A 19,413-nucleotide genomic window follows, 5' to 3' on the forward strand; every position below is an offset into this window, starting at 1 on the left:
GCCCCTGCGGTCATGCGCTGGCCGGTGCGAGGTGCCAGGTGCCACTGGTGTGGGTGAGTCCGAGGTTGATCAGTCGGCGGAGGTTGAGGGCGGCGGCTCGGGTGTGGAGCCAGGTGTCGTTCTTGATGGTGCCGCGGTAGCGCAGGCGCCGGTTGCCGTGGTGGACGAGCCAGGCGACGGCGCGTTCGACCGGGGGGCGCCAGCGGCGGTAGTCAGCCTGCCAGCCGGGGTCGGTGGCGGCCTGGTGGCGGGCGGCTGTCTGGAGGTCGTGGTGGGGCGCCCGTGCCAGAGCCGGAACTCGCGTACGCCAGACGTCTCCTGTGCACCGCCATGGCGGCCGACCGGTGGACGCCCCAGCTCTTCACCCAGGCGTGCAGCTCGTCCCAGCCCTCGCCCGGGGTGTCATCGAGCGACTCGTAGACCTTGCCGCCCACGCGGCACCAGGGGAAGAAGAGCGCTTCGATCTGGAGGACCACTGAGCCGGCCCGGTTGGTCCGGGTGCCCCGGCCTCGTCGGCAAGGGACTTCGAGCGGCTTCGGGTATCCGGGCCTTGGCCTCCTGGAGGGACTTCTCGGCGGTCCTCTAGGCCCTGTCGTCGAACTCCTGGAGCGGGTACGGGTCAGGGCTCAGGGCTCGCTCAGGGTCAGTGCGCCGCGGGCTGTGCGGCCAAGTCGAAGACGTGCCGCGGAGAGATGACCTTCGTGATCGCTTCACCGAGGAGTGTGCCGGGCTCCTGGCCGTCATGGTTGATGTCGGTGTTCAGCAGGACGACGAGGGTCGCCCGCGCCGACGGAAGGAAGACGGTCAGGGACTCGTAGCCCGGCAGTGAGCCGTTGTGCCCGATCCAGCCGTGGACGTTGAAGATGCCGAGGCCGTACCCGGCGCCCGGGATCGTGGTCGGGGGCGTGGTGAGTCGCTGCTTCTGCGTTGCGGGGCTGATCAGGGCCTTGCCGTCGGGCAGGACGCCGGTGGCGACCGTGGGCGCCCAGATGCGCAGATCGTGCAGAGTGGAGATCATCGCGCCGGCCGCCCAGGCCCAGGAGGGATTCCAGTCGGCCGTGTCGGCGATCTTTCCGTTCGCGGTCTGGTTCGTGTACCCCTGCGCGTGCGGCGTGGGGAACGCCGCGTCGGTCGGGAACAGAGTGTGATGCATTCCGGCCGGATCGAGGACGTTCCGCTGGACGTAGTCCTCGATCGGCAGGCCGCCCGCCTTCTCGACGACCAGGCCGAGCAGGATCAGGTTGGTGTTGCAGTAGGAGAACTTCTCGCCCGGTGGGAAGAGCACCGGGTGCCTGAAGGCGTAGTCGAGCAGTTGCCGCGGGGTGAACGGCCGCTGCGGATCGGACGTCAGCGCCTTGAAGAAGTCAGGGTCCTCGGAGTAGTTGAACAGCCCGCTGCGCATTCCGGCCAGCTCGCGCAGCGTGATCTCGTCCCCGTTGGGCACGCCGTCGACGTACGTGCCGATCGGATCGTCGAGGCCCACCTTGCCCTCGTCGACCAGCTTCAGCAGCGCCGTCACGGTGAAGGTCTTGGTCTCGCTGCCGATCCGCAGATACAGATCCGGCGACATCTTCTGGCCGTTGCTCTTGTCGGCGACCCCGAACGACTTCACGTAGGTCCCTTGGCTGGGCGTCCAGATCCCGACGGTCACTCCGGGTACGTGCGCCTCCCGCATGACCTGTCGCACGGCCGCGTCGAGCTGCCGCTTCACGGCGGGGGTGAGCGTGCGGACAGGGTCCGAGGGGGTGTCGGACGGGGAGCGGGGTTCGGTGGCTGTGGCGGTGGTGGTAGTCGCCGTGGCCACGGCCACGGCGCTGGCCGGTACCGCGAGCATGCCCACCGCCGCGGCGGTGGCGGCCCCCCTGCGCAGACGTCCGCACGAGCGCGTCATGGGCTCACTCCCAGCACGCGAGGAGAGGCCCGCGACGTGGGCCGCGAGGCCTGTACCACGTCACCAGCATAGGAGCGCTCGTGACCGATTTCCTGTCGGAGTGTGACGGGGCGTTGGCGACGGTTCGGAGCGTGCTCCTCTTCGTGCTCCTCTCCGTGCCCCGGCGCGTCAACCGGCGTGTTCGGGTCAGGGCAGTTGAACGAGTGACTACGGGGAACACCCGAGCCGGGGGATTCGAATTGACAGACGGAAACCCCACGTTGGAGTGAAGGCACGTCAGGTCGCTGACTGTTCACTCTCCGTGCGTAATTCTTGCCGGGTCCCAAAGCTTTTCTCCACTGGGGGTCCCACCCTTGAACACCAACAACTTCCGCATGCCCGCAGGCCGTTGGGCCGCCACCGCGGCCGCCACCGCCCTCGCCGTGGGTCCCGCGGCGCTGGCCGACGCGGGCTCCGCTCACGCGACCGCCGACCACGGTCGGGCGAGCGCCGTCGTGCTCCGCGCCGGGCTCGACGTGTCCCTGCTCAACAAGACGGTGAACGTTCCGCTCGCGGTCTCCCTCAACGAGGTGCGGGCACCGCGGAGCGCCCAGAAGACCGCGCTCACCGCGCGGTTGGATGGTGTCGACGGCGGGCGTCCGTTCTCCGTGCTGCGCGCGGACGTCGCCACCGCGAAGGCCACCGTGTCCGCCGGGAAGGCCGAGGGCTCCACGAACCTCGCGCACGCGAAGGTCCATGTCCCCGGGCTGCCGCTGCTGTCGCTCATCGAGATCGAGCAGGTGAGCTCGAAGGCGACGTGCGTGGCGGGGAAGAAGCCCGTGGCCGCCGCGAACCTTCTCGGCGGGGTCACCGTCCTTGGCAAGAAGGTCACGCTCTCCGTGGGCGGGCCGACGGAGGTGCGGGTGCCGGGGGTCGGGGACGTGCGCCTCGACCTCTCCAGGACCGAAACCACGTCCCGTACGGCTGCCGCGTCCGCGCTCGAACTCCGGGTGTCCATCTACCCGTTGAAGCTGAACGTGACCGAGGTCGAGGGTACGGTGACGCTGGCGAAGACCACGTGCGAGTCACCGGTGCTGCCGGTGAAGTCGGCTGCCCCAGTGGCCGACCCAGCGGCCGACATCAAGGCCCAAGGGAACCCGGCCAAGGCGGGGTTGGCCGACACCGGAGGCGGCTCGACGACGCCGTACATCGCCGGCGGCGCGATCGCGCTGCTGGTGGCGGGCGGGGGAGCGGTCGCGCTGGCGCGCAGGCGGAACTGATCGGGGCGACTCTGAGCTTCATTGATGCTGTTGGCGAATTCGGTCGGCGCCGACAAATGGCTCGCGAGTCTCAGCGACACGCCGTGAATGCGGCGTGTCGCTGAGACAGTGCAGCCACTTGTCTCTGCCCGCCGGGATTCGCCAACAACGGGCGGTCTCGCCCATACCCCGGCACCCCTGACACCTGTCGCACCGTCAGATCACGAAGTGCAACTGGAGTACCGGCTACCGCAGCAGGTCAAGGTGCAGGCCAACCTCCCAAAAGGGCCGCCACGCGTTCGCCCGGAGAACGGCCAGGCGGGGCAGTCCTATCAGCGCTACCAAGACGGCATGGATGACCACATCGGCGCGCTGCGACTGGTCCCCAACGCTCTGGTGCTCCTCGACACGAGGTACATGGACGGCGCCGTCACTCGGCTGCGCGCTGACGGGTTCTACGTCCGCGACGAGGGCATGGCTCGCCTTTCCTCCTTCGTGCGGCAGCACGTCAACGTACTGGGCCGAACTTTTCCAACTTCCCCCAGCCTGCCCGGAAGCCTGTGTTCGCTCCGTTGTCCGGACGCCGTCGGAGGAGAGTGAGGCTCGGCCACGCGTCGTCGGCGGCACATGATGCTGACGGCCCGTTTCCTGCACAGGACCGGGGCGCCCTCACACCCGGCAGGGTGGCGTGGCAGAGGGAGTCAGGTCTTGCTGGAGCGCTGGCCGTGGCGGCGGCGCTGTGCGGGATCGGTGATCGAGGGCGGCGAGGTGCGGTAGATGCTGGTGTCGCCGGGGATGACTTCGGTGCCCGGCGCCACGATGGCGTCGATGGCGTCGAGGAGGTCGTCGGTGAGGACCAGGTCGGATGCCGCAATCTGGTCTTGGAGTTGGTGGGGCGTGCGGGGTCCGATGATGACCGAGGTGATGGCCGGGTGTGTCCGGGTGAAGGCCGTGGCCATGTGCGGGAGGGGGATGCCGGCCGCTTCGGCGACCTTGGCCAGCTCGGCGACGAGTTCGGCGCAGCGGGCGTTGGCCGGGTCGGTGGTGTCGAACATCGACGGGTCGAACTTGGCGCGGAGGTTCTCGGCGAGGGCGCGGCCGCTCAGCCAGCCGTTGGCCAGCGGACCGTAGCTGAGCACGCCCATACCGTAGCGCTGGGCGGTGGGCAGTACAGCGGTTTCCAGCTCGCGATGCAGGATGGAGTAGCGGGCCTGCTCGGTGGCGAACCGGGCGTGCCCGCGCCGCTCTGCGACCCACTGCGCTTCCACGATCTTCTCGACGGGAAAACTTGAGTGTCCGAACGCGCGGATCAGGCCCGCGCTTTGCAGGTCGGTCAGGGCACTCAGCGTTTCGTCCAGACCGGTGTTCCAGTCGTAGCGGGCCAGCTGGAAGAGGTCGATGTGATCGGTGCGCAGCCGACGCAGGCTGGCCTCGACCGCACGGCGGACCCAGCGAGGGGATGCGCCCTGACGATTCGGGTCGTCGACGAAGGGGGCGCCGAACTTGGTGGCCAGGACGACATCGTCGCGATGGTCCTGGATCGCCTCGCCCACGATCATCTCCACCTCGCCGTCTCCGTAACCGTCGGAGGTGTCGATCACGTTGATGCCTGCCTCGATGGCTGTGCGGATCATGCCGACGGTCTCGGCGCGGTCGGTGTTGGTCGGCGGCCCGAAGTTCGCGGTGCCCAGTGCGGTGGCGCTGACCGACATGCCGGTCGCGCCGAGGTACCTGCGTTCCATGATCTTCTCCTGTGTGCTTCGAAGACGTGGTTCGGTGAGGGGAAGGGCGGTCAGATCGCGCGGCATGGCCGGCGTGCACTCATCACGCCGCGTCGGCCGCGCGCCGGTCGGCGCGCGGCTTAGCTGAACGGTCCTTGTCGCCGGTCGGCGCTGTCAGATACTGAAGACGCGTTCGGCCTGGTCCCGGTGGGTGGTGTGGAGCTCCCAGTAGACGGGGGAGATCGCCTGGGGCGGGGCGACGGGGGCGGCGCTTTCGATGACGGCGGTGCCGATCGAGACGTCGATGCCGACGTGGGCGGCCTGGATGCCGGTGCCGGCCAGTTCCTTGTGCAGGTTGACCGCCCAGTTGCGCAGGGCCGCTGCGGCGGCGTTGACGTTGCCGACCTCCGGCACGGGGTCGATGGAGCCTGCGCCGGTGGTGTAGAGCAGCGTGCCCGTACCGGCCTCGCGCATGGCGGGCAGCACCGCCTGGGTGGCGGCGATCGCCCCGTACAGCTGGAATTCGATCTCGTGCTGCACGTGTGAGGGGTCGGTCTGGCTGGGGAGCGTGAGGGCGGTGGAGCCGAACGTGCCCACCGGGGAGTACTCCAGGACGTCAACTCCCCCGAAGTGGGCGGCGGCGTCCTTGAGCGCCTGGGCGAGGGCGTCGCGGTCGAGGACGTCCGCAGGGAACGCCGCAGCGGTGATGCCCTCGGCAGCGAACTGCTCGACGAGCGTGTCGAGTTTGGCGCGGTTGCGGGAGATGAGGGCGATGTCGAAGCCCTGGGCGCCGAAGGTGCGGGCGATGGCGGAGCCGAGCTGAGGGCCGGCTCCGACGATGGCGATGGTGGTCACGATGATCCTTCCGTACTGCCTGAGAGGCGTGGGGTGGCGCCGCGTGTCGGCGGCACAGCCCGAACGCGTTACCTGGATAGCCCTTTCCGTTAGAACGGATAGGGCTTTCCGTTTCGCTGCATCAGCGTAACACCAGAACTGGATAGGGCATTCCGATTGGTAGGGTGGGCTCATGACCCCTGCCGCCCAGTCTCCCGACGGCGCACCGCTGCGCAGTGACGCCGAACGCAACCGGGGGCGGATCATCGCCGCCGCGCGGACGGTGTTCCAGCGTGAGGGCCTGGGCGCCTCGATGGCCTCCGTGGCCCGCGAAGCGGGCGTGGGGATCGCCACGATCTTCCGGCACTTCCGCATCAAGGAAAACCTGGTCGCGGCCGTGTTCGCCGACCGCATGGACGCTTACGTCACGGCCGTTAGCGAGGCACTCGACACCGCCGACCCGTGGGAAGGGTTCAGCGGGTTCATCGAGGCCATCTGCGCGATGCAGGCCGCCGACCGGGGCTTCGCCGACGTGCTGACCATGACCTTCCCCGCCGCGCAGGCCCTGGAGGAACGCCGCCTGGAGTCGTACCAGGGGTTCTTGCAGCTCATCGCCCGCGCCAAGGACGACGGCCGTCTGCGTGAGGACTTCACCAGCCAGGATCTGGTCGTCCTGCTCGTCGCCAACGCCGGCGTCCTCAGCTTCGCCGGCGACGCCGCGCCCGACGCATGGCGCCGTTTCGTCGCCCTGATGATCCAGTCGTTCAAGGCACCCGCTCACGGCCCGTTGCCTGACGCGCCCGACGACGACGCCCTGTATCAGGCCATGCTCCGTACCAGCGCCGCCGGACTGACGACCCCGCCACGCGGCACCTGAGCCCGGAGCGCTTGTGCCGTGGACGTGCGACGAAGGGTGACGGTCAGCGCGCCTGAAGTCACCGGGCCGAGTCGCGGCTGGCAGCGCCCTGGTCCTGGTGACGGACGTGGGTGGCCGTCCAGCTGGCGAGGAGCTTGAGCCGGTCCTCGTCGGGAGTACCGGGCTCGGCGGTGTAGATCGTCAGGGAATGTGCCTCGTGCACGGACAGGGGCAGGTCCAGCGTCTGGTAGGTCAGTTCCAGCGGCCCGGCCTCAGGATGGTGGAATCGTAGTTGGGGTCGTAGGCGTAGGTGTGCGAGGAGACGAGAGTGGTGCCGTTGGACTTCTTCTCCGTCGTCGTCTTGACCGGGCCGTCGAGGTAGTACGTGTAGTCGACCGTGTTGCCGTTGGCCTTGGTCTCCTTCAGCTTCTGGCCGCGGTCGGTGTACGTGTACGACGTCACCTTTGGTGACTCGTCCGTGGCTGACTTGCCGACCGAGACGGTCTTCACCAGCTCACGCAGGTCGTACGTGTACTTGGAGAACCGGTCGGGGTGCGTGATCGTGTCCGGCTGACTGTTCGCGTCGTACGTGTACGACGTGGACTTCTTCTCCGTCCCCGACAGCGACTAGGTGACCTTCTGGACCTGGTTGAGGCCGGTGTAGGCAACGGCTGAGGGCGGGCAAAACGAACCCGTCCTCAGCCGCCCGCCCGCCGCATGGCCTCCGCCAGGGCCTGAAGGAAGGAGTTGACCGTCGACCGGTCCCGCACCGCCAGCCGCAGCCACTCCTCGCCCAGCCCCGGGAACGTGTCACCGCGCCGGACCGCGAACCCGAGGTCGCGCAGATGCCGCCGCACGGCAGCCGCCCGCGGCAGACGCACCAGGACGAAGGGCGCCTCCGCGGGTGACACGAGCCGCAGCCCAGCCACCCCGAACTCCCTCAGCCTCGCCACGAGATGGGCCCGATCCGCCGAGATCCGGTGCGCCGCGTGCGCGGCCTCGGCGAGCGCCCGCGGGCTCACGCACGCCTCCGCCGCCGCCAGCGCGGGTGTCGACACCGGCCACAACGGCTGGGCACGCTCCAGTTCGGTGATCGTCTCGGGGGCGGCGAGGGCGTAACCGATGCGGAGCCCGGCGAGTCCCCACGTCTTCGTGAGGCTGCGCAGGACCACAAGACCGGGCACGTCCGTCCGCCCGGCCAGCGCCTCCCGCTCACCCGGCACCGCGTCCATGAACGCCTCGTCGACCACCAAAGTCCGCCCGGGACGGGCGAGTCCGGCGATCGTCGCGGCGGGGTGCAGTACCGACGTCGGATTCGTCGGATTGCCGATCACCACCAGGTCCGCGTCCTTTGGGACGGCCCCCGGAGCCAGCCGGAAGCCGTCCTCCTCCCGCAGCAGGACACGGTCGACCGTGTGCCCCGCGTCCCGCAGCGCCGCCTCCGGCTCCGTGAACTGCGGGTGTACGACGACGGGGTGACGGACCTTCAGGGCGCGCGCGAGCAGCACGAAGGCCTCGGCCGCGCCTGCGGTGAGCAGCACCCGTTCCACCGGCAGCCCGTGCCGCGCGGCGACCGCGGCCCGCGCGGCCCGCCCGTCCGGGTAGGCCGCGAGCCCGGTCAGCGAGGCAGCGATCCGCTCCCGCAACCACACAGGAGGCGTGTCCGCACGGACGTTCACGGCGAGATCGGTGAGCGCGGACCCGTCGTCGCGCACCTCGGCGTCGCCGTGATGCCGCAGGTCGTGCGCACCGGCCTCGGCAGCGCTGTCCGCGCTGTCCGCGCCGTCAGTGCGCATGGGAGTGCGCGTGCGCGTGACCGCCGTGGTGGTGTCCGTGATGGTGGTGACCGTCGTCGTCCGGGTGGAAGTGCGGCTGCTGGGGGAGCCCCACCTTGTCCTCGAAGCCGGGCAGGGCGATCCGGTAGACGCAGGAGTCGCAGTTCATCCGCAGGTCACCCTTGACGGCCTCCTCGTACCGCTCCATGACCAGGTCGAGCAGCTCCGGCTCAGGCCCGATCACGTCGGCGGACCGTACCTCGACGTCCGGGTGCGCGTCCGCCCAGCCCTCGGTCTGCTGCCGTACCCGGTCCGGGAGGATGCCCGTGAAGAGGAAGTACGGCAGGACCACGATCCGGCGGGCGCCCAGCCGCACGCACCGGTCCAGGCCCGACGGCACGTCCGGCGCCGCCAGCGACACGAACGCCGTCTCGACACCCGCGTACCCCCGGCCCTCCCACAGCAGCCGTGCCGCCTTGTGGACCTCGGCGTTGGCGTCCGGGTCGGTGGAACCGCGTCCGACGAGCAGGACGGTCACCTCGGACCGGTCCTGGGGTGTACGCGCCGTACCGCCGAGTGCCTCGTCGAGCCGCCGGTCCAGGACGGCGAGGAGCGAGGGGTGCGGGCCCAGCGGACGCCCGTAGGTGTACGAGATCCCGGGGTGCCGCTCCTTCTCGCGGGCCAGCGCCGCCGGGATGTCCCCCTTGGCGTGCCCGGCGGACACCAGCATCAGCGGTACGGCGGCGAAACGCCGTACCCCCCGCTCGACCAGCTCGGTCACGGCGTCACCCAGCGGCGGCGGGGACAGCTCGATGAAGCCGCCGGCGACGGGCAGTTCGGGGTGACGGCGCCCCAACTCCCGTACGAAGTCGCGGAAGGCCTCGGCTCCGGCCTCGTCCCGGGTGCCGTGTCCGGCGATGAGCAGGGCGGGGTCAGGGGTGGTCACGGTGTCTCCTTGACGGGCGGGGAAGCCTTGGCGGCCTGTGGAACGGGGTGGTACGGGTGGTACAGCAGGGCGTTGAGCGCGGCGGCGGCGACCGCCGAACCGCCCTTCTCGGACACGTTGCTGACAGCGGGCAGCCCGCTCTCGCGCAACGCGGCCTTGGACTCCGCCGCGCCGACGAAGCCGACGGGCAGACCGATGACGAGCGCCGGACCGGCGTCCAGGGTGAGGAGTTCCTCCAGCGCGGTCGGCGCGCAGCCGATCACCCACAGCGCGCCGGGCCCGACCTCCTCGTACGCGAGCCGGATCGCGTGCGCCGAACGGGTAAGACCAGGACCCGACATGGCGTCCTTGAGGCGGCAGACCGTGTCGCGGCGCGTGATGCCCGCCGCGACCATCTCCACGTCCACCACGACCGGCGCCCCGGCGTGCAGTGCGGCGTGCGCCCGCTCCAGGGCGCCCTCGTCGGTGACGAGGTCGCTCGCGTACTCCAGGTCGGCGGCGGAGTGGATGACCCGCTCCACCACCGCGCGTGTCAGCGGCGGGAAGTGCGCGGTGTCGAGGCGGGCGCGCAGTCGCCGGAAGGACTCCTGCTCGATGGGGTGCACGACCCGGGTCTCCGGGAACACCTGGCTCACTTCGCCTCCTCCTGCCAGCGGTAGCCGCGCGGCGTCACCATGCGTCCGGCGACCTCGCGGGTCGCCGTGTTCCCCACCGTAACGACGGTCATCATGTCCACCGTCGCCGGGTCGAGACGCGCGAGGGTGGTGAGGCGGCTGGATTCGTCCGGACGTGACGCGTTTCGTACGACACCGACCGGCGTCGTCGGCTCCCGGTGCTCGGCGAGGATCGCGAGCGCCTTCGGAAGCTGCCAATCCCGGCCCCGGCTACGCGGGTTGTAGAACGTCACGACGATGTCCGCCTCCGCGGCGGCCCGTACACGGCGCTCGATGACCTCCCAGGGCGTGTGGAGATCGGAGAGGCTGATCGACACGTGGTCGTGACCGAGCGGCGCGCCCAGGATCGCTCCGGCCGCGAGGGCCGCGGTCACCCCGGGCACCCCGACCACGTCGATGTCGTCGGACGCCTCCGCCAGCGCGGGCGACGCCATGGCGTACACGCCCGCGTCGCCGCTGCCGATCAACGCGACGGCCTGCCCGCGCCGGGCCTGTGCCACCGCCGTCCGCGCCCGCTCCTCCTCGGCGCCGAGCCCCGACTCCAGGATGCGGGTCCCGGGCCGCAGCAGATCGCGGATCTGGTCGACGTACTGGTCGAGCCCGACGAGTACGGACGCCCGCCGCAGCTCCTCCTTCGCGCGCGGAGTGAGCAGATCGCGGGCCCCCGGTCCGAGGCCGACGACCGCGAGGCGGCCGCGCGCGACCCGTCGTACGACCGCGCAGGTGGCCATCGCGGGCCGCCCGTCCGAACGCTCCGACTTCCGCTTGGGGACCAGGAGTTCACCCCCGCGTACGAGCGCCGCGGCCTCCGCCACGGACGGCGTACCGACGGCGGCGAGCGGCGCGTCCGAGGGGTTCGGCACCTCCACCGTCGCCAACTCCTCGGCGGTGTACGTGACCACGGGCACCTCCAGCCGCTCGGCCGCCCCGACGATGCCCGGCTCGCCGGCCTTGGCGTCGACGGTCGCGAACTCGGCGACGGACTTCACCGACAGCCCGGCCTCCCGCAGGACACCCTCGACAAGCCCGAGGACCTCGTCCACGGGCACACCCTGGGAGGCGCCGACACCTACGACGAGCGAGGGGGGGCGGAGGACCACGTTGCCGTCGATGGGCGGCACGAGGCGATCGGTGACCCGGATCGCGTAAGCGCCGTGCTCAGCGACCGGAAGCGGCGGCAGCGGCCACACCAACTCGGCGTGCAGATCGACGGGTTCACCGTCCAGCAGGGCGCGGGTGACCCCGGCGACATCCCCCTCCACGGGGAAGCCCAGGGTGTCGAGACCTGGCACCCCCACCGCGTCGGTCGCCGTCGTCACCACCGGCTCGGCCCCCAGCAACTCCCCCACCTCACGGGCGAGTTCATTGGCCCCGCCCCCATGGCCCCCCACGAGCGACACGGCGAACCGCCCCGCCTCGTCGACGCACACGACCCCGGGGTCGGACCCCTTGTCCGAGAGCAGCGGCGCCACGAGCCGTACCACCGCACCCGTGGCGAGGAAGCACACCAGCTGCTCGCATTCCGCGAAAGCGGCCCGTACGGCGTCCCCGGCGGACCCGTCGTACACGCGGGCCCGTGTGGACCACGCCGCGGCCAGCCGGTCACGGGCCGCCGCGCCCGCCGCCGTGGCGGAAATCAGGCCGATCACTGGGGGACTCCTTCGGTACGGGCCGGAGGCCGGACGCCCCACAGCAGAAAAACGGGATTGGTGGCCGCGAGCCGGGTGACATCACCCGGCAGCGGCGCGAGCCGGGACGACTGCAACAGCACGCCCTCGCAGTCGAACCCTGCCGCGGTGAGCGCGCCCCGGGCGGCCGGCACCCGGTCGAGCGCGGCCATGGCGACCACGACGGCACGCCGGGCCCGCCGCGCGCACACCGTGACGATGGCGGGCAGTTCGCGTCCGCCGCCGCCGATGAACACCGCGTCCGGATCGTCCAGGTCGGACAGCACCGTGGGCGCGGCCCCGTGCACGACCTGGACGTCCACACCGTGCGCCGCGGCGTTGGCGCGGATCCGGTCCACCCCGTCGTGCGTCATCTCGACCGCGGTGACGGCGGCCCCGAACCGCGCGCACTCGACGGCGACGGACCCGGAGCCCGCGCCGACGTCCCAGATCAGCTCGCCGAGGCGTGGCCCGAGGCGGGCCAGCGCCAGCGCCCGTACCTCGAACTTGCTGATCATCGAGTCGCGGTGCGCGAACTCGCTCTCGTGCAGGGCCCATGGGGCAGGTCCGGGCGGCGGCCCGGCGACGGTCCGTACGGGGGTAAGGGCGCGCGACTCGTCCAGGCACAGGACGACGCTCACCGCCGTACCCCAGTCACGGGCCGCGGCCTCGGCGGGCGTCACCCGCTCCACGCGCTCGTGCCCGGGGTCGCCCAGGGCGCTCGCCACGACGAGGACGCGTTCGGCGGCGCGGTACGCGAGGGCGGCGCCCAGTTCTGCGGGCCCGGAGCCGGGACCGGTCAGGACGGCCACCTTCGGGTGCGACCGGCAGACGTTCAGCGCGGTGCGCAGGTCACGCCCGTGTGCGCTCACGACCACCGCGTCGTCCCAGGGCAGTCCGAGCCGTGCGAAGGCGGTCGCGACGGACGAGACACCCGGGCTGACGGCCAGCCGCTCCGCCCCGAACCGCTCGGCCAGCGCCCGCACGATCCCGAAGAACCCGGGGTCTCCGGAAGCGAGGACGACGACCCGGCCGTCTTTCTCCACATAGCGTTCGATGGTGTCGAGCGCGGGCGCGAGAGGCCCGAGAACAACCTGCTCGGCCCCCTCGGGCAGCCGCGCCGCCGCCAGATGCCGCCGGGCACCCACGACGAGCGCGGCCCCGGCGAGCGCCGCCGTGGCGTCCGGCGGAAGCGGCGCCCCCGTCCCCGTACCGACGACGGTGATCATGGCTTAGCACCTTGCGCGCGAAGGGCCCTGCGGGCCTCCGGATCGGCCTTGCGGAAGCCGTGGAAGTGACCGGGGTGATAGAGGTGCGAGCGCGTGCCGCTCGCGTCGAGCGCCGGGCCGACCAGGAAGAGGGTGTGCTTCCAGAGCTTGTGCTCCTTGACGGTCTCCTCCAGCGTCCCGATCGTGCACTTCACGATCAGCTCCTCCGGCCAGGTCGCCTGGTACGCGACCACGACCGGCGTCGCCGTCGGATAGCCGCCCTCCAGCAGCTCCCGTACGAGCTGGCCGCTGCGGGCGGCCGACAGGAACAGCGCCATGGTCGTGCCGTGCCGGGCGAACTCGCGCACCTCCTCCCCGGGCGGCATCGGCGTCTTGCCGCCGCCGAGCCGGGTGAGGATCACGGACTGCGCGACCTCGGGAATCGTCAGCTCGCGCTGCGCGAGCGCGGCGACGGCGGAGAACGACGAGACACCCGGGACGATCTCGGTCTCGACGCCGAGGCCGGCACACCGGTCGAGCTGCTCCTGCGTACCGCCCCACAGGGCCGGGTCGCCGGAGTGGATCCGGGCCACCTTCAGCCCTTCCCGAGCGGCCCGCTCGTACACGGCGACGACGTCCTCGAGCGACATCGTCGCCGAATCGAGGATCTCCGCGCCCTGGCGCGCGTGTTCCAGGACCTCGGCCTGCACCAGGCTGGCCGCCCAGATCACGACGTCGGCCTCGGCGATGGCGCGTGCGGCGCGGAACGTGAGCAGGTCGGCTGCGCCGGGCCCTGCCCCGACGAAGGTCACCTTGCCGGTGGGGGCATCGGCCACGGGAATCGGTCCTCTCCTACAAGTCCTACAAGTACGGGTGCTACGAAAAGTCAGTGGGCGTACGGCAGTTGGACGTGCGCCAACGGGCCTTGATCGGATATAGCAAGGGCCTATGGCGGTCCTCGTAGCGCTCGGCGCGTTCCTGATGACGCTGGCCGGCGGCTGGACGGCACTGCGCGTGACCGACCGCCGCCACCTCGTGCTGGGCCTGGCCGGCGGCCTGATGCTCGGCGTGGTCGCCATGGACCTGCTGCCGGAGGCGCTGGACGCGGCGGGCGCCGAGGTCTTCGGCGTACCGGCCGCGCTGCTGCTGTTCGCCGCCGGATTCCTGCTGGCCCACATGGGAGAACGCCTGCTGGCCGGACGCAAGGCCGCCCATGGAGCCGAGGAGTACGACGGCCGCGCTCCCGAGGTGGGCCTCACGACCGCCGCCGCGATGGTCGGCCACAGCGCGATGGACGGCATCGCGATCGGCGCCGCCTTCCAGGTCGGCGGGGGCATGGGCCTGACGGTCGCCCTCGCGGTGATCGCGCATGACTTCGCGGACGGCTTCAACACGTACACGCTCACGAGCCTGTACGGGAACGCCCGCCACCAGGCGATCACGATGCTGTTCGCGGACGCGGCGGCCCCGGTGGCCGGCGCGGCCTCCACGCTCCTCTTCCGCATCCCGGAGCACCTGCTCGGCGGCTATCTCGGCCTCTTCGGCGGCGTACTCCTGTATCTCGCCGCCGCCGAGATCCTCCCCGAGGCACACCACCATCACCCGGCCGGCCGGACCCTGCTGTGCACCGTCGCGGGCGTGGGCTTCATCTGGCTGGTGGTGGGCGCCGCCGGCTGAGCCGCCTCCTGCAGCGCTCACAGTTTCCCGCCGCGCCCGCCGTCGCGCCGTGCGGGCGCGATGAGCGTGGAGAGGTACGGCAGCGGTCCACCGTCGAGTTCGCCCGCGGGCCGGATCGACTCGTCGTCCAGCCCGAGCGCGGATCCCCACACGGCGTCCTCGGTCCGCCCGGTCTCGCGCAGCGCCTGGGCGACCTCGTGCGCCCGCCGTCCGAACTTGTACGCGACGACCGTGCCGGGCCCGTTGAGCGCGTCCTTGAGCACGGCGGCCCCGGCGGTCACCGGTACGAGGGTGAGCGGCTCGGTCCCCTCCGTGAGCACGGCCCCCGACCGCGCGGCGAGATCCTGCATGGCGGTGATGCCGGGCACGGTCTCGACGACGGTCCCCGGTACGAGTTCCGCGATGGTCTGCGCGAGATAGGTGAACGTCGAGTACACATTGGGGTCGCCGATGGTGGCGAAGGCGACGGAGACGTGCGTCGTGAGCAGTTCCGCGACCCGCGCGCCCGCGGCATCCCAGGCGACCTCACGGCGGGCCCGGTCGGTCCGCTCGTTGAGCGCGAACACGACCCGTACGACCTTGTCTTCGGACACATAGTGCAGAACGGTCGCTTCGGCCCGCCCGCGTTCCCCTGTGTCCATCACGGGCACGACGACGACCTGGGCGGCCCGCAGAGCGTTGACGCCCTTGACCGTCACCAGCTCCGGGTCACCGGGCCCGACCCCGACTCCGATCAGCTTGCTGCTCATGACGTCAGGCACCTCTCCACGAACCGACGGGCGACACCGGGCTCGGACGCCCAGTGTGTGTGCAGATAACTCGCGTGCACACCTTGTTGTACGAAACCTTCGACCCGCCGCTGAGGAGCGCGCACACCCCAGGCGGGAGCCGCCCCGGCGCCGGGTTCGACGACGGTCCGGTGAAACTCGTGCCCGCGCATCCGGGTGCCGGCCGCGGCGAGCACGCTGTCGCCGACGGCGACGGCGTCCCGGTAGCCCAGGGTGAGCCGTTCGCTCATCCGGGCGGTGGCGTCGAGCACTCCGCACATGGGTTGCCCGTCGAGTTCGCGGGACAGATAGAGCAGCCCGGCGCACTCGGCGGCGATGGGCGCGCCACTGGCCGCCAACTCGGCAACGGCCTTGCGCAGCGGCTCGTTGGCGGACAGCTCGGGTGCGAACACCTCGGGAAAACCGCCCCCGATGACCAGCCCGCCGGTGCCTTCGGGGAGTTGCTCATCGCGGAGAGGGTCGAAGATGACGACGTCGGCTCCTGCGGCGGCAAGCAGTTCGGCATGCTCGGCGTACGAGAAGGTAAAGGCGCGACCACCGGCAACGGCAACAGTCTTTAGCACGTCCGGCGTTTGAGGACGAGGCCGTCCAGGCCGAACGGGGGGTCTGGGGGGCGGAGCCCCCCAGGTGCCGGGAAGGGGAAGGGGCGGCGGGGGCGAAAGACCGACAACCTCAGCCGCATCCCAGGCGACACCGGACAACGCGGGCGCACTACGCGCCAACGCGAGCAGCCCGTCGAGATCGCACCCCTCCCGGACCTGCGAGGCCATGGCGGCAACCGCCCCGACAGCCTCGGAGCGCCGCTCGGCAACGGGCACCAGCCCAAGGTGCCGAGAAGGCGTGCCCACCTGCGGAACCCTCCGCAGTGCCCCAAGAACAGGTACCCCAGACTCGTCAAGAGCCTCTCGCAAGAGGGACTCATGCCGCTCGGACCCCACCTTGTTGAGGATCACCCCGGCCACCCGCACCTCGGGATCCCAGGAAGCGAACCCGTGCACCAGTGCGGCGACGGACCGGGACTGCGACGAAGCATCGACAACGAGCACCACCGGCGCCCGGAGGAGCTTCGCGACATGAGCCGTGGACGCCAACTCCCCCTGCCCGGCGGCCCCGTCGTACAGCCCCATCACCCCTTCGACGACAGCGAGCTCGCATCCGCGCGCACCATGCGCGAACAACGGGGCGATCAACTCCGCCCCGCACAGATACGCGTCGAGATTCCGCCCCACACGCCCGGTGACGAGCGCGTGATACCCGGGGTCGATGTAGTCGGGCCCCACCTTGTGCGGGGACACGGCGAGCCCCCGCGAGGCGAAGGCCGCCATCAACCCCGTGGCCACGGTGGTCTTGCCGCTGCCCGAGGAGGGCGCGGCGATGACCAGCCGAGGGACGGATGAGGATGAGGATGAGGACGAGGACGAGGAGGTCATGACGGCATCACCACTCGATGCCTCTCTGGCCCTTCTGCCCGGCGTCCATCGGATGCTTGACCTTGGACATGTCGGTCACGAGATCGGCGAACTCGACGAGCTTCGAGGGAGCGTTACGACCGGTGATGACCACATGCTGAGTCCCGGGACGGTCCCGCAGCACGTCGACGACCTCATCGGTGTCGACCCACCCCCAGTGCATGGGGTAAGCGAACTCATCGAGGACATACAGCTTGTACGTCTCGGCGGCGAGGTCCCGCTTGACCTGCTCCCACCCCTCGCGCGCCTTCTCCTCGTTGTCCATCTGGGAGTCGCGCTGGACCCAGGACCAGCCCTCGCCCATCTTGTGCCAGTCGACGGACCCGCCCTCGCCGGATGCCCCCAGCACCCGTAGCGCGTTCTCCTCCCCGACTTTCCACTTCGCCGACTTGACGAACTGGAACACCCCGATGGGCCATCTCTGATTCCAGGCGCGCAGAGCGAGCCCGAAGGCAGCAGTCGACTTGCCCTTCCCGATCCCCGTATGCACCACAACAAGAGGCCGGTTACGTCGCTGACGCGTCGTCAGTCCGTCATCCGGCACCACACTCGGCTGCCCCTGAGGCATTACGCGGCCCTCCTCGAAGTCCCCCGCACATCCCTGACCAGCCCGGCGATGGCATCGGCCCGCAACTCGTCCAACGTCACCGCCGTGCCCCCCAACTCACCCGCGAGCTGCCCGGCGAGTCCGAGCCGCACGGGCCCCGCCTCGCAGTCGACGACCACGGAGGCGACCCCGTCGGCCGCGAACAGCCGCGCCGCACGCGAAGCCAGCGCGACCGGCTCAGGCCCACCTGTGGCCCGCCCATCGGTCACGACGACGACCAGCGGCCGCCGCGCGGCATCCCGCAGCCGCTCCACCCGCAGCACGTCATGCGCCTTGAGCAGACCGGCGGCAAGCGGTGTCCGCCCACCGGTCGGCAGCGACTCCAGCCTTACCGCCGCCGCGTCCACCGACGAGGTCGGCGGCAACGCCACCTCGGCCGAGGTTCCGCGGAAGGACACCAGCCCCACCTTGTCCCGCCGCTGATACGCGTCGAGCAGCAACGACAGCACGGCACCCTTCACCGCACTCATCCGCTGCCGCGCCGCCATCGACCCGGAGGCGTCCACGACGAACAGCACGAGGTTCCCCTCACGCCCCTCCCGGGTGGCCTGCCGCAGATCGTCCCGCCGCACGACAAGCCCGGGTCCCGACCGCCCGCGCGCCCGCTGATGCGGCGCCGCCGCCTGCACGGTCGCCGCCAAGTGCAGCTTGGTAAGCGCCCCTCGGGGCCGCCGGGCCCCGGTCGTCCGCCCGTGCTCGGTCCGCGCGCGCGAACGCCGCCCGGCGGCACCCTCGCCGATGCCGGGCACGCTCAGCACCTTCGTACGGAAGGGTTCGGAAGCCCGTACGGGGGACTGCTCACCCGAGCCGGCGCCGGAGACCTGCGGTTCCCCGCCGTCACCGGCCTCGGGCCGCGCGGAGGTGTCGCCGCCCTGAGGCCCGTCGGAGTCCGGAGACTGCCCGCCGCCCCCACCAGGCCCGTCCGGACCGGGATCCGGATCGTCCTCGTCCGAACCCCCGAACTCCTCCAACGTCTCGTCGAGCTTGTCCTCGTCAAGTCCCGGCGCGTCAAAGGGATTCCGCCGCCGCCGGTGCGGCAGTGCGAGCAGCGCGGCCTGCCGGACGTCCTCCGCCAGCACCTCGGTCCGCCCGGCCCAAGCGGCCAGAGCGGTCGCGGTCCGCGCCATCACGATGTCGGCCCGCATCCCGTCGACCTCGAAGGCCGCGCAGGTCGCCGCGATCTGCCGCAGCGCCCCGTCCCCGAGCCGCACGGACGGCAACAGCTCGCGCGCCGCCACGATCCGCGCCCGTACGGCGGCCTCCTCGTCCGCCCACCGGGCGGCGAACCCGGAGGGGTCGTCGTCGTAGGCGAGCCGCCGCCGTACGACCTCCACCCGCTGGTCGGGCTCCCGCGAGGCCGCGACCTCGACGGTCAGCCCGAACCGGTCGAGCAACTGCGGCCGCAGCTCGCCCTCTTCGGGGTTCATGGTCCCGACGAGCAGGAACCGCGCGGCATGCCGTACGGAGACACCCTCGCGCTCGACGTACGAGGCGCCCATCGCGGCCGCGTCCAGCAGCAGGTCGACCAGGTGGTCGTGGAGGAGGTTGACCTCGTCGACGTACAGGATCCCGCGGTGCGCGTGGGCCAAGAGCCCGGGTTCGAAGGCTTTGACTCCCTCCGCGAGAGCTCGTTCGAGGTCCAGGGCCCCGACGAGCCGGTCCTCGGAGGCGCCGACAGGTAGTTCGACCATGCGTGCAGGGCGGTTCATGCCCCCGGTCTTCTCGTGTGGCCCGTCCGGGCAGGCGGGGTCAGTCCGGGTCGGATCGCAGGAGAATCTGCATCCGGCTACGACATGTACATCCGGCAACAACGCCGAGAGGGCCCGCACTGCGGTGCTCTTCGCGGTGCCTTTTTCCCCACGCACGAGGACTCCACCCACTGCGGGGCTCACTGCGTTGAGCAGCAGCGCCAAGCGTAGGTCGTCCTGTCCGACGACAGCGGAGAATGGGTAGGGCGTGCTCACGCGGTGATCACTCCTTCGGGTGATTCATGCCAAAGCGGCTCGGACTCCGAATGCAGACCTGCCACAGTCGCAGCGTGCTCCCCGCCACCGCGGGGGTG

20 protein-coding genes and 1 pseudogene are annotated in these 19,413 nt (G+C 71.1%); 4 read left to right on the forward strand and 17 right to left on the reverse strand.

From position 1 onward, the window contains the following. Positions 1 to 10: 10 nt before the first annotated feature. From C4B68_RS31025 to C4B68_RS31035, 3 genes are all read right to left on the reverse strand, one after another. Positions 11 to 289 carry a transposase gene (locus C4B68_RS31025; protein WP_373682252.1) on the reverse strand — a complete coding sequence of 93 codons (279 nt, stop codon included), beginning with the start codon at positions 287 to 289 and terminating at the stop codon, positions 11 to 13. After that, on the reverse strand, positions 213 to 476 hold the full coding sequence (locus C4B68_RS42535; protein ID WP_206337096.1) for a hypothetical protein: 264 nt from the start codon (positions 474 to 476) through the stop codon (positions 213 to 215). The genes C4B68_RS31025 and C4B68_RS42535 overlap by 77 nt, the downstream gene beginning before the upstream one ends. Positions 477 to 643: 167 nt before the next feature. Further along, the gene (locus C4B68_RS31035; protein ID WP_099504619.1) at positions 644 to 1,891 is read right to left on the reverse strand and encodes a serine hydrolase domain-containing protein; all 1,248 of its coding nucleotides are present in this window, start codon (positions 1,889 to 1,891) and stop codon (positions 644 to 646) included. A 353-nt stretch (positions 1,892 to 2,244) separates the two neighbouring features. On the opposite strand from C4B68_RS31035, the gene C4B68_RS31040 reads away from it, so the two are divergent. Together C4B68_RS31040 and C4B68_RS44140 are read left to right on the forward strand one after the other, a co-directional pair. Then, a complete protein-coding gene (locus C4B68_RS31040; RefSeq protein WP_099504620.1) occupies positions 2,245 to 3,150 on the forward strand; it encodes an SCO1860 family LAETG-anchored protein in 906 nt (301 codons plus the stop codon). 87 nt (positions 3,151 to 3,237) lie between these two features. Next, entirely contained in the window at positions 3,238 to 3,729 is a 492-nt protein-coding gene (locus C4B68_RS44140; protein WP_099504621.1) for a Tn3 family transposase, read from the forward strand. 101 nt (positions 3,730 to 3,830) lie between these two features. Here the strand turns inward: C4B68_RS44140 and C4B68_RS31050 are convergent, their stop codons facing one another. Both C4B68_RS31050 and C4B68_RS31055 read right to left on the reverse strand, forming a co-directional pair. Beyond that, positions 3,831 to 4,871 carry an aldo/keto reductase gene (locus tag C4B68_RS31050; RefSeq protein WP_099504699.1) on the reverse strand — a complete coding sequence of 347 codons (1,041 nt, stop codon included), beginning with the start codon at positions 4,869 to 4,871 and terminating at the stop codon, positions 3,831 to 3,833. 153 nt (positions 4,872 to 5,024) lie between these two features. After that, positions 5,025 to 5,705 carry an SDR family NAD(P)-dependent oxidoreductase gene (locus C4B68_RS31055; RefSeq protein ID WP_099504622.1) on the reverse strand — a complete coding sequence of 227 codons (681 nt, stop codon included), beginning with the start codon at positions 5,703 to 5,705 and terminating at the stop codon, positions 5,025 to 5,027. 172 nt (positions 5,706 to 5,877) lie between these two features. Between C4B68_RS31055 and C4B68_RS31060 the strand changes: the two genes are divergently transcribed. Beyond that, positions 5,878 to 6,561: a TetR/AcrR family transcriptional regulator gene (locus tag C4B68_RS31060; protein WP_099504623.1), complete on the forward strand. Its 684-nt coding sequence runs from the start codon at positions 5,878 to 5,880 to the stop codon at positions 6,559 to 6,561. A 58-nt stretch (positions 6,562 to 6,619) separates the two neighbouring features. Here C4B68_RS31060 and C4B68_RS31065 read toward each other — a convergent pair. From C4B68_RS31065 to cobM, 8 genes and pseudogenes are all read right to left on the reverse strand, one after another. Further along, positions 6,620 to 6,823, reverse strand: a pseudogene (locus tag C4B68_RS31065) (MmyB family transcriptional regulator); the annotation flags it as partial. Further along, entirely contained in the window at positions 6,793 to 7,050 is a 258-nt protein-coding gene (locus tag C4B68_RS31070; protein WP_099504625.1) for a hypothetical protein, read from the reverse strand. The pseudogene C4B68_RS31065 and the gene C4B68_RS31070, both read right to left, overlap by 31 nt. Positions 7,051 to 7,238: 188 nt before the next feature. Beyond that, positions 7,239 to 8,336 (reverse strand): Rv2231c family histidinol phosphate aminotransferase CobC, encoded by a 1,098-nt coding sequence (gene cobC / locus C4B68_RS31075; RefSeq protein WP_099504626.1) that lies wholly within the window; start codon positions 8,334 to 8,336, stop codon positions 7,239 to 7,241. After that, a complete protein-coding gene (locus C4B68_RS31080) occupies positions 8,326 to 9,261 on the reverse strand; it encodes a sirohydrochlorin chelatase (protein ID WP_099504627.1) in 936 nt (311 codons plus the stop codon). The genes cobC and C4B68_RS31080 overlap by 11 nt, the downstream gene beginning before the upstream one ends. Further along, entirely contained in the window at positions 9,258 to 9,887 is a 630-nt protein-coding gene (locus C4B68_RS31085; RefSeq protein ID WP_099504700.1) for a precorrin-8X methylmutase, read from the reverse strand. Before C4B68_RS31085 ends, C4B68_RS31080 begins: the two co-directional genes overlap by 4 nt. Before the next feature lie 5 nt (positions 9,888 to 9,892). Continuing rightward, positions 9,893 to 11,584: a precorrin-3B C(17)-methyltransferase gene (gene cobJ / locus C4B68_RS31090; protein WP_099504628.1), complete on the reverse strand. Its 1,692-nt coding sequence runs from the start codon at positions 11,582 to 11,584 to the stop codon at positions 9,893 to 9,895. Beyond that, a complete protein-coding gene (cbiE, locus tag C4B68_RS31095; protein ID WP_099504629.1) occupies positions 11,581 to 12,831 on the reverse strand; it encodes a precorrin-6y C5,15-methyltransferase (decarboxylating) subunit CbiE in 1,251 nt (416 codons plus the stop codon). Before cbiE ends, cobJ begins: the two co-directional genes overlap by 4 nt. Beyond that, complete coding sequence (cobM, locus tag C4B68_RS31100; protein WP_099504630.1) at positions 12,828 to 13,646, reverse strand: precorrin-4 C(11)-methyltransferase; 819 nt, start codon at positions 13,644 to 13,646, stop codon at positions 12,828 to 12,830. The genes cbiE and cobM overlap by 4 nt, the downstream gene beginning before the upstream one ends. Before the next feature lie 112 nt (positions 13,647 to 13,758). On the opposite strand from cobM, the gene C4B68_RS31105 reads away from it, so the two are divergent. Continuing rightward, complete coding sequence (locus C4B68_RS31105; RefSeq protein ID WP_099504631.1) at positions 13,759 to 14,487, forward strand: ZIP family metal transporter; 729 nt, start codon at positions 13,759 to 13,761, stop codon at positions 14,485 to 14,487. Positions 14,488 to 14,504: 17 nt separating this feature from the next. On the opposite strand, the gene cobI is transcribed toward C4B68_RS31105, so the two are convergent. The 4 genes from cobI to C4B68_RS31125 are packed head-to-tail and all read right to left on the reverse strand — an operon-like array spanning position 14,505 to position 19,315. Then, positions 14,505 to 15,236 (reverse strand): precorrin-2 C(20)-methyltransferase, encoded by a 732-nt coding sequence (gene cobI / locus C4B68_RS31110; protein WP_099504632.1) that lies wholly within the window; start codon positions 15,234 to 15,236, stop codon positions 14,505 to 14,507. Next, positions 15,233 to 16,705 carry a cobyrinic acid a,c-diamide synthase CobB gene (locus C4B68_RS31115; protein ID WP_099504633.1) on the reverse strand — a complete coding sequence of 491 codons (1,473 nt, stop codon included), beginning with the start codon at positions 16,703 to 16,705 and terminating at the stop codon, positions 15,233 to 15,235. Before C4B68_RS31115 ends, cobI begins: the two co-directional genes overlap by 4 nt. A gap of 7 nt (positions 16,706 to 16,712) precedes the next feature. Then, the gene (gene cobO, locus C4B68_RS31120; RefSeq protein ID WP_099504634.1) at positions 16,713 to 17,312 is read right to left on the reverse strand and encodes a cob(I)yrinic acid a,c-diamide adenosyltransferase; all 600 of its coding nucleotides are present in this window, start codon (positions 17,310 to 17,312) and stop codon (positions 16,713 to 16,715) included. Beyond that, the gene (locus C4B68_RS31125) at positions 17,312 to 19,315 is read right to left on the reverse strand and encodes a putative cobaltochelatase (protein WP_099504635.1); all 2,004 of its coding nucleotides are present in this window, start codon (positions 19,313 to 19,315) and stop codon (positions 17,312 to 17,314) included. Before C4B68_RS31125 ends, cobO begins: the two co-directional genes overlap by 1 nt. Positions 19,316 to 19,413 lie beyond the last annotated feature (98 nt).

The organism is Streptomyces dengpaensis (genome assembly GCF_002946835.1).
GTDB classification, from domain to species: Bacteria; Actinomycetota; Actinomycetes; order Streptomycetales; family Streptomycetaceae; genus Streptomyces; species Streptomyces dengpaensis.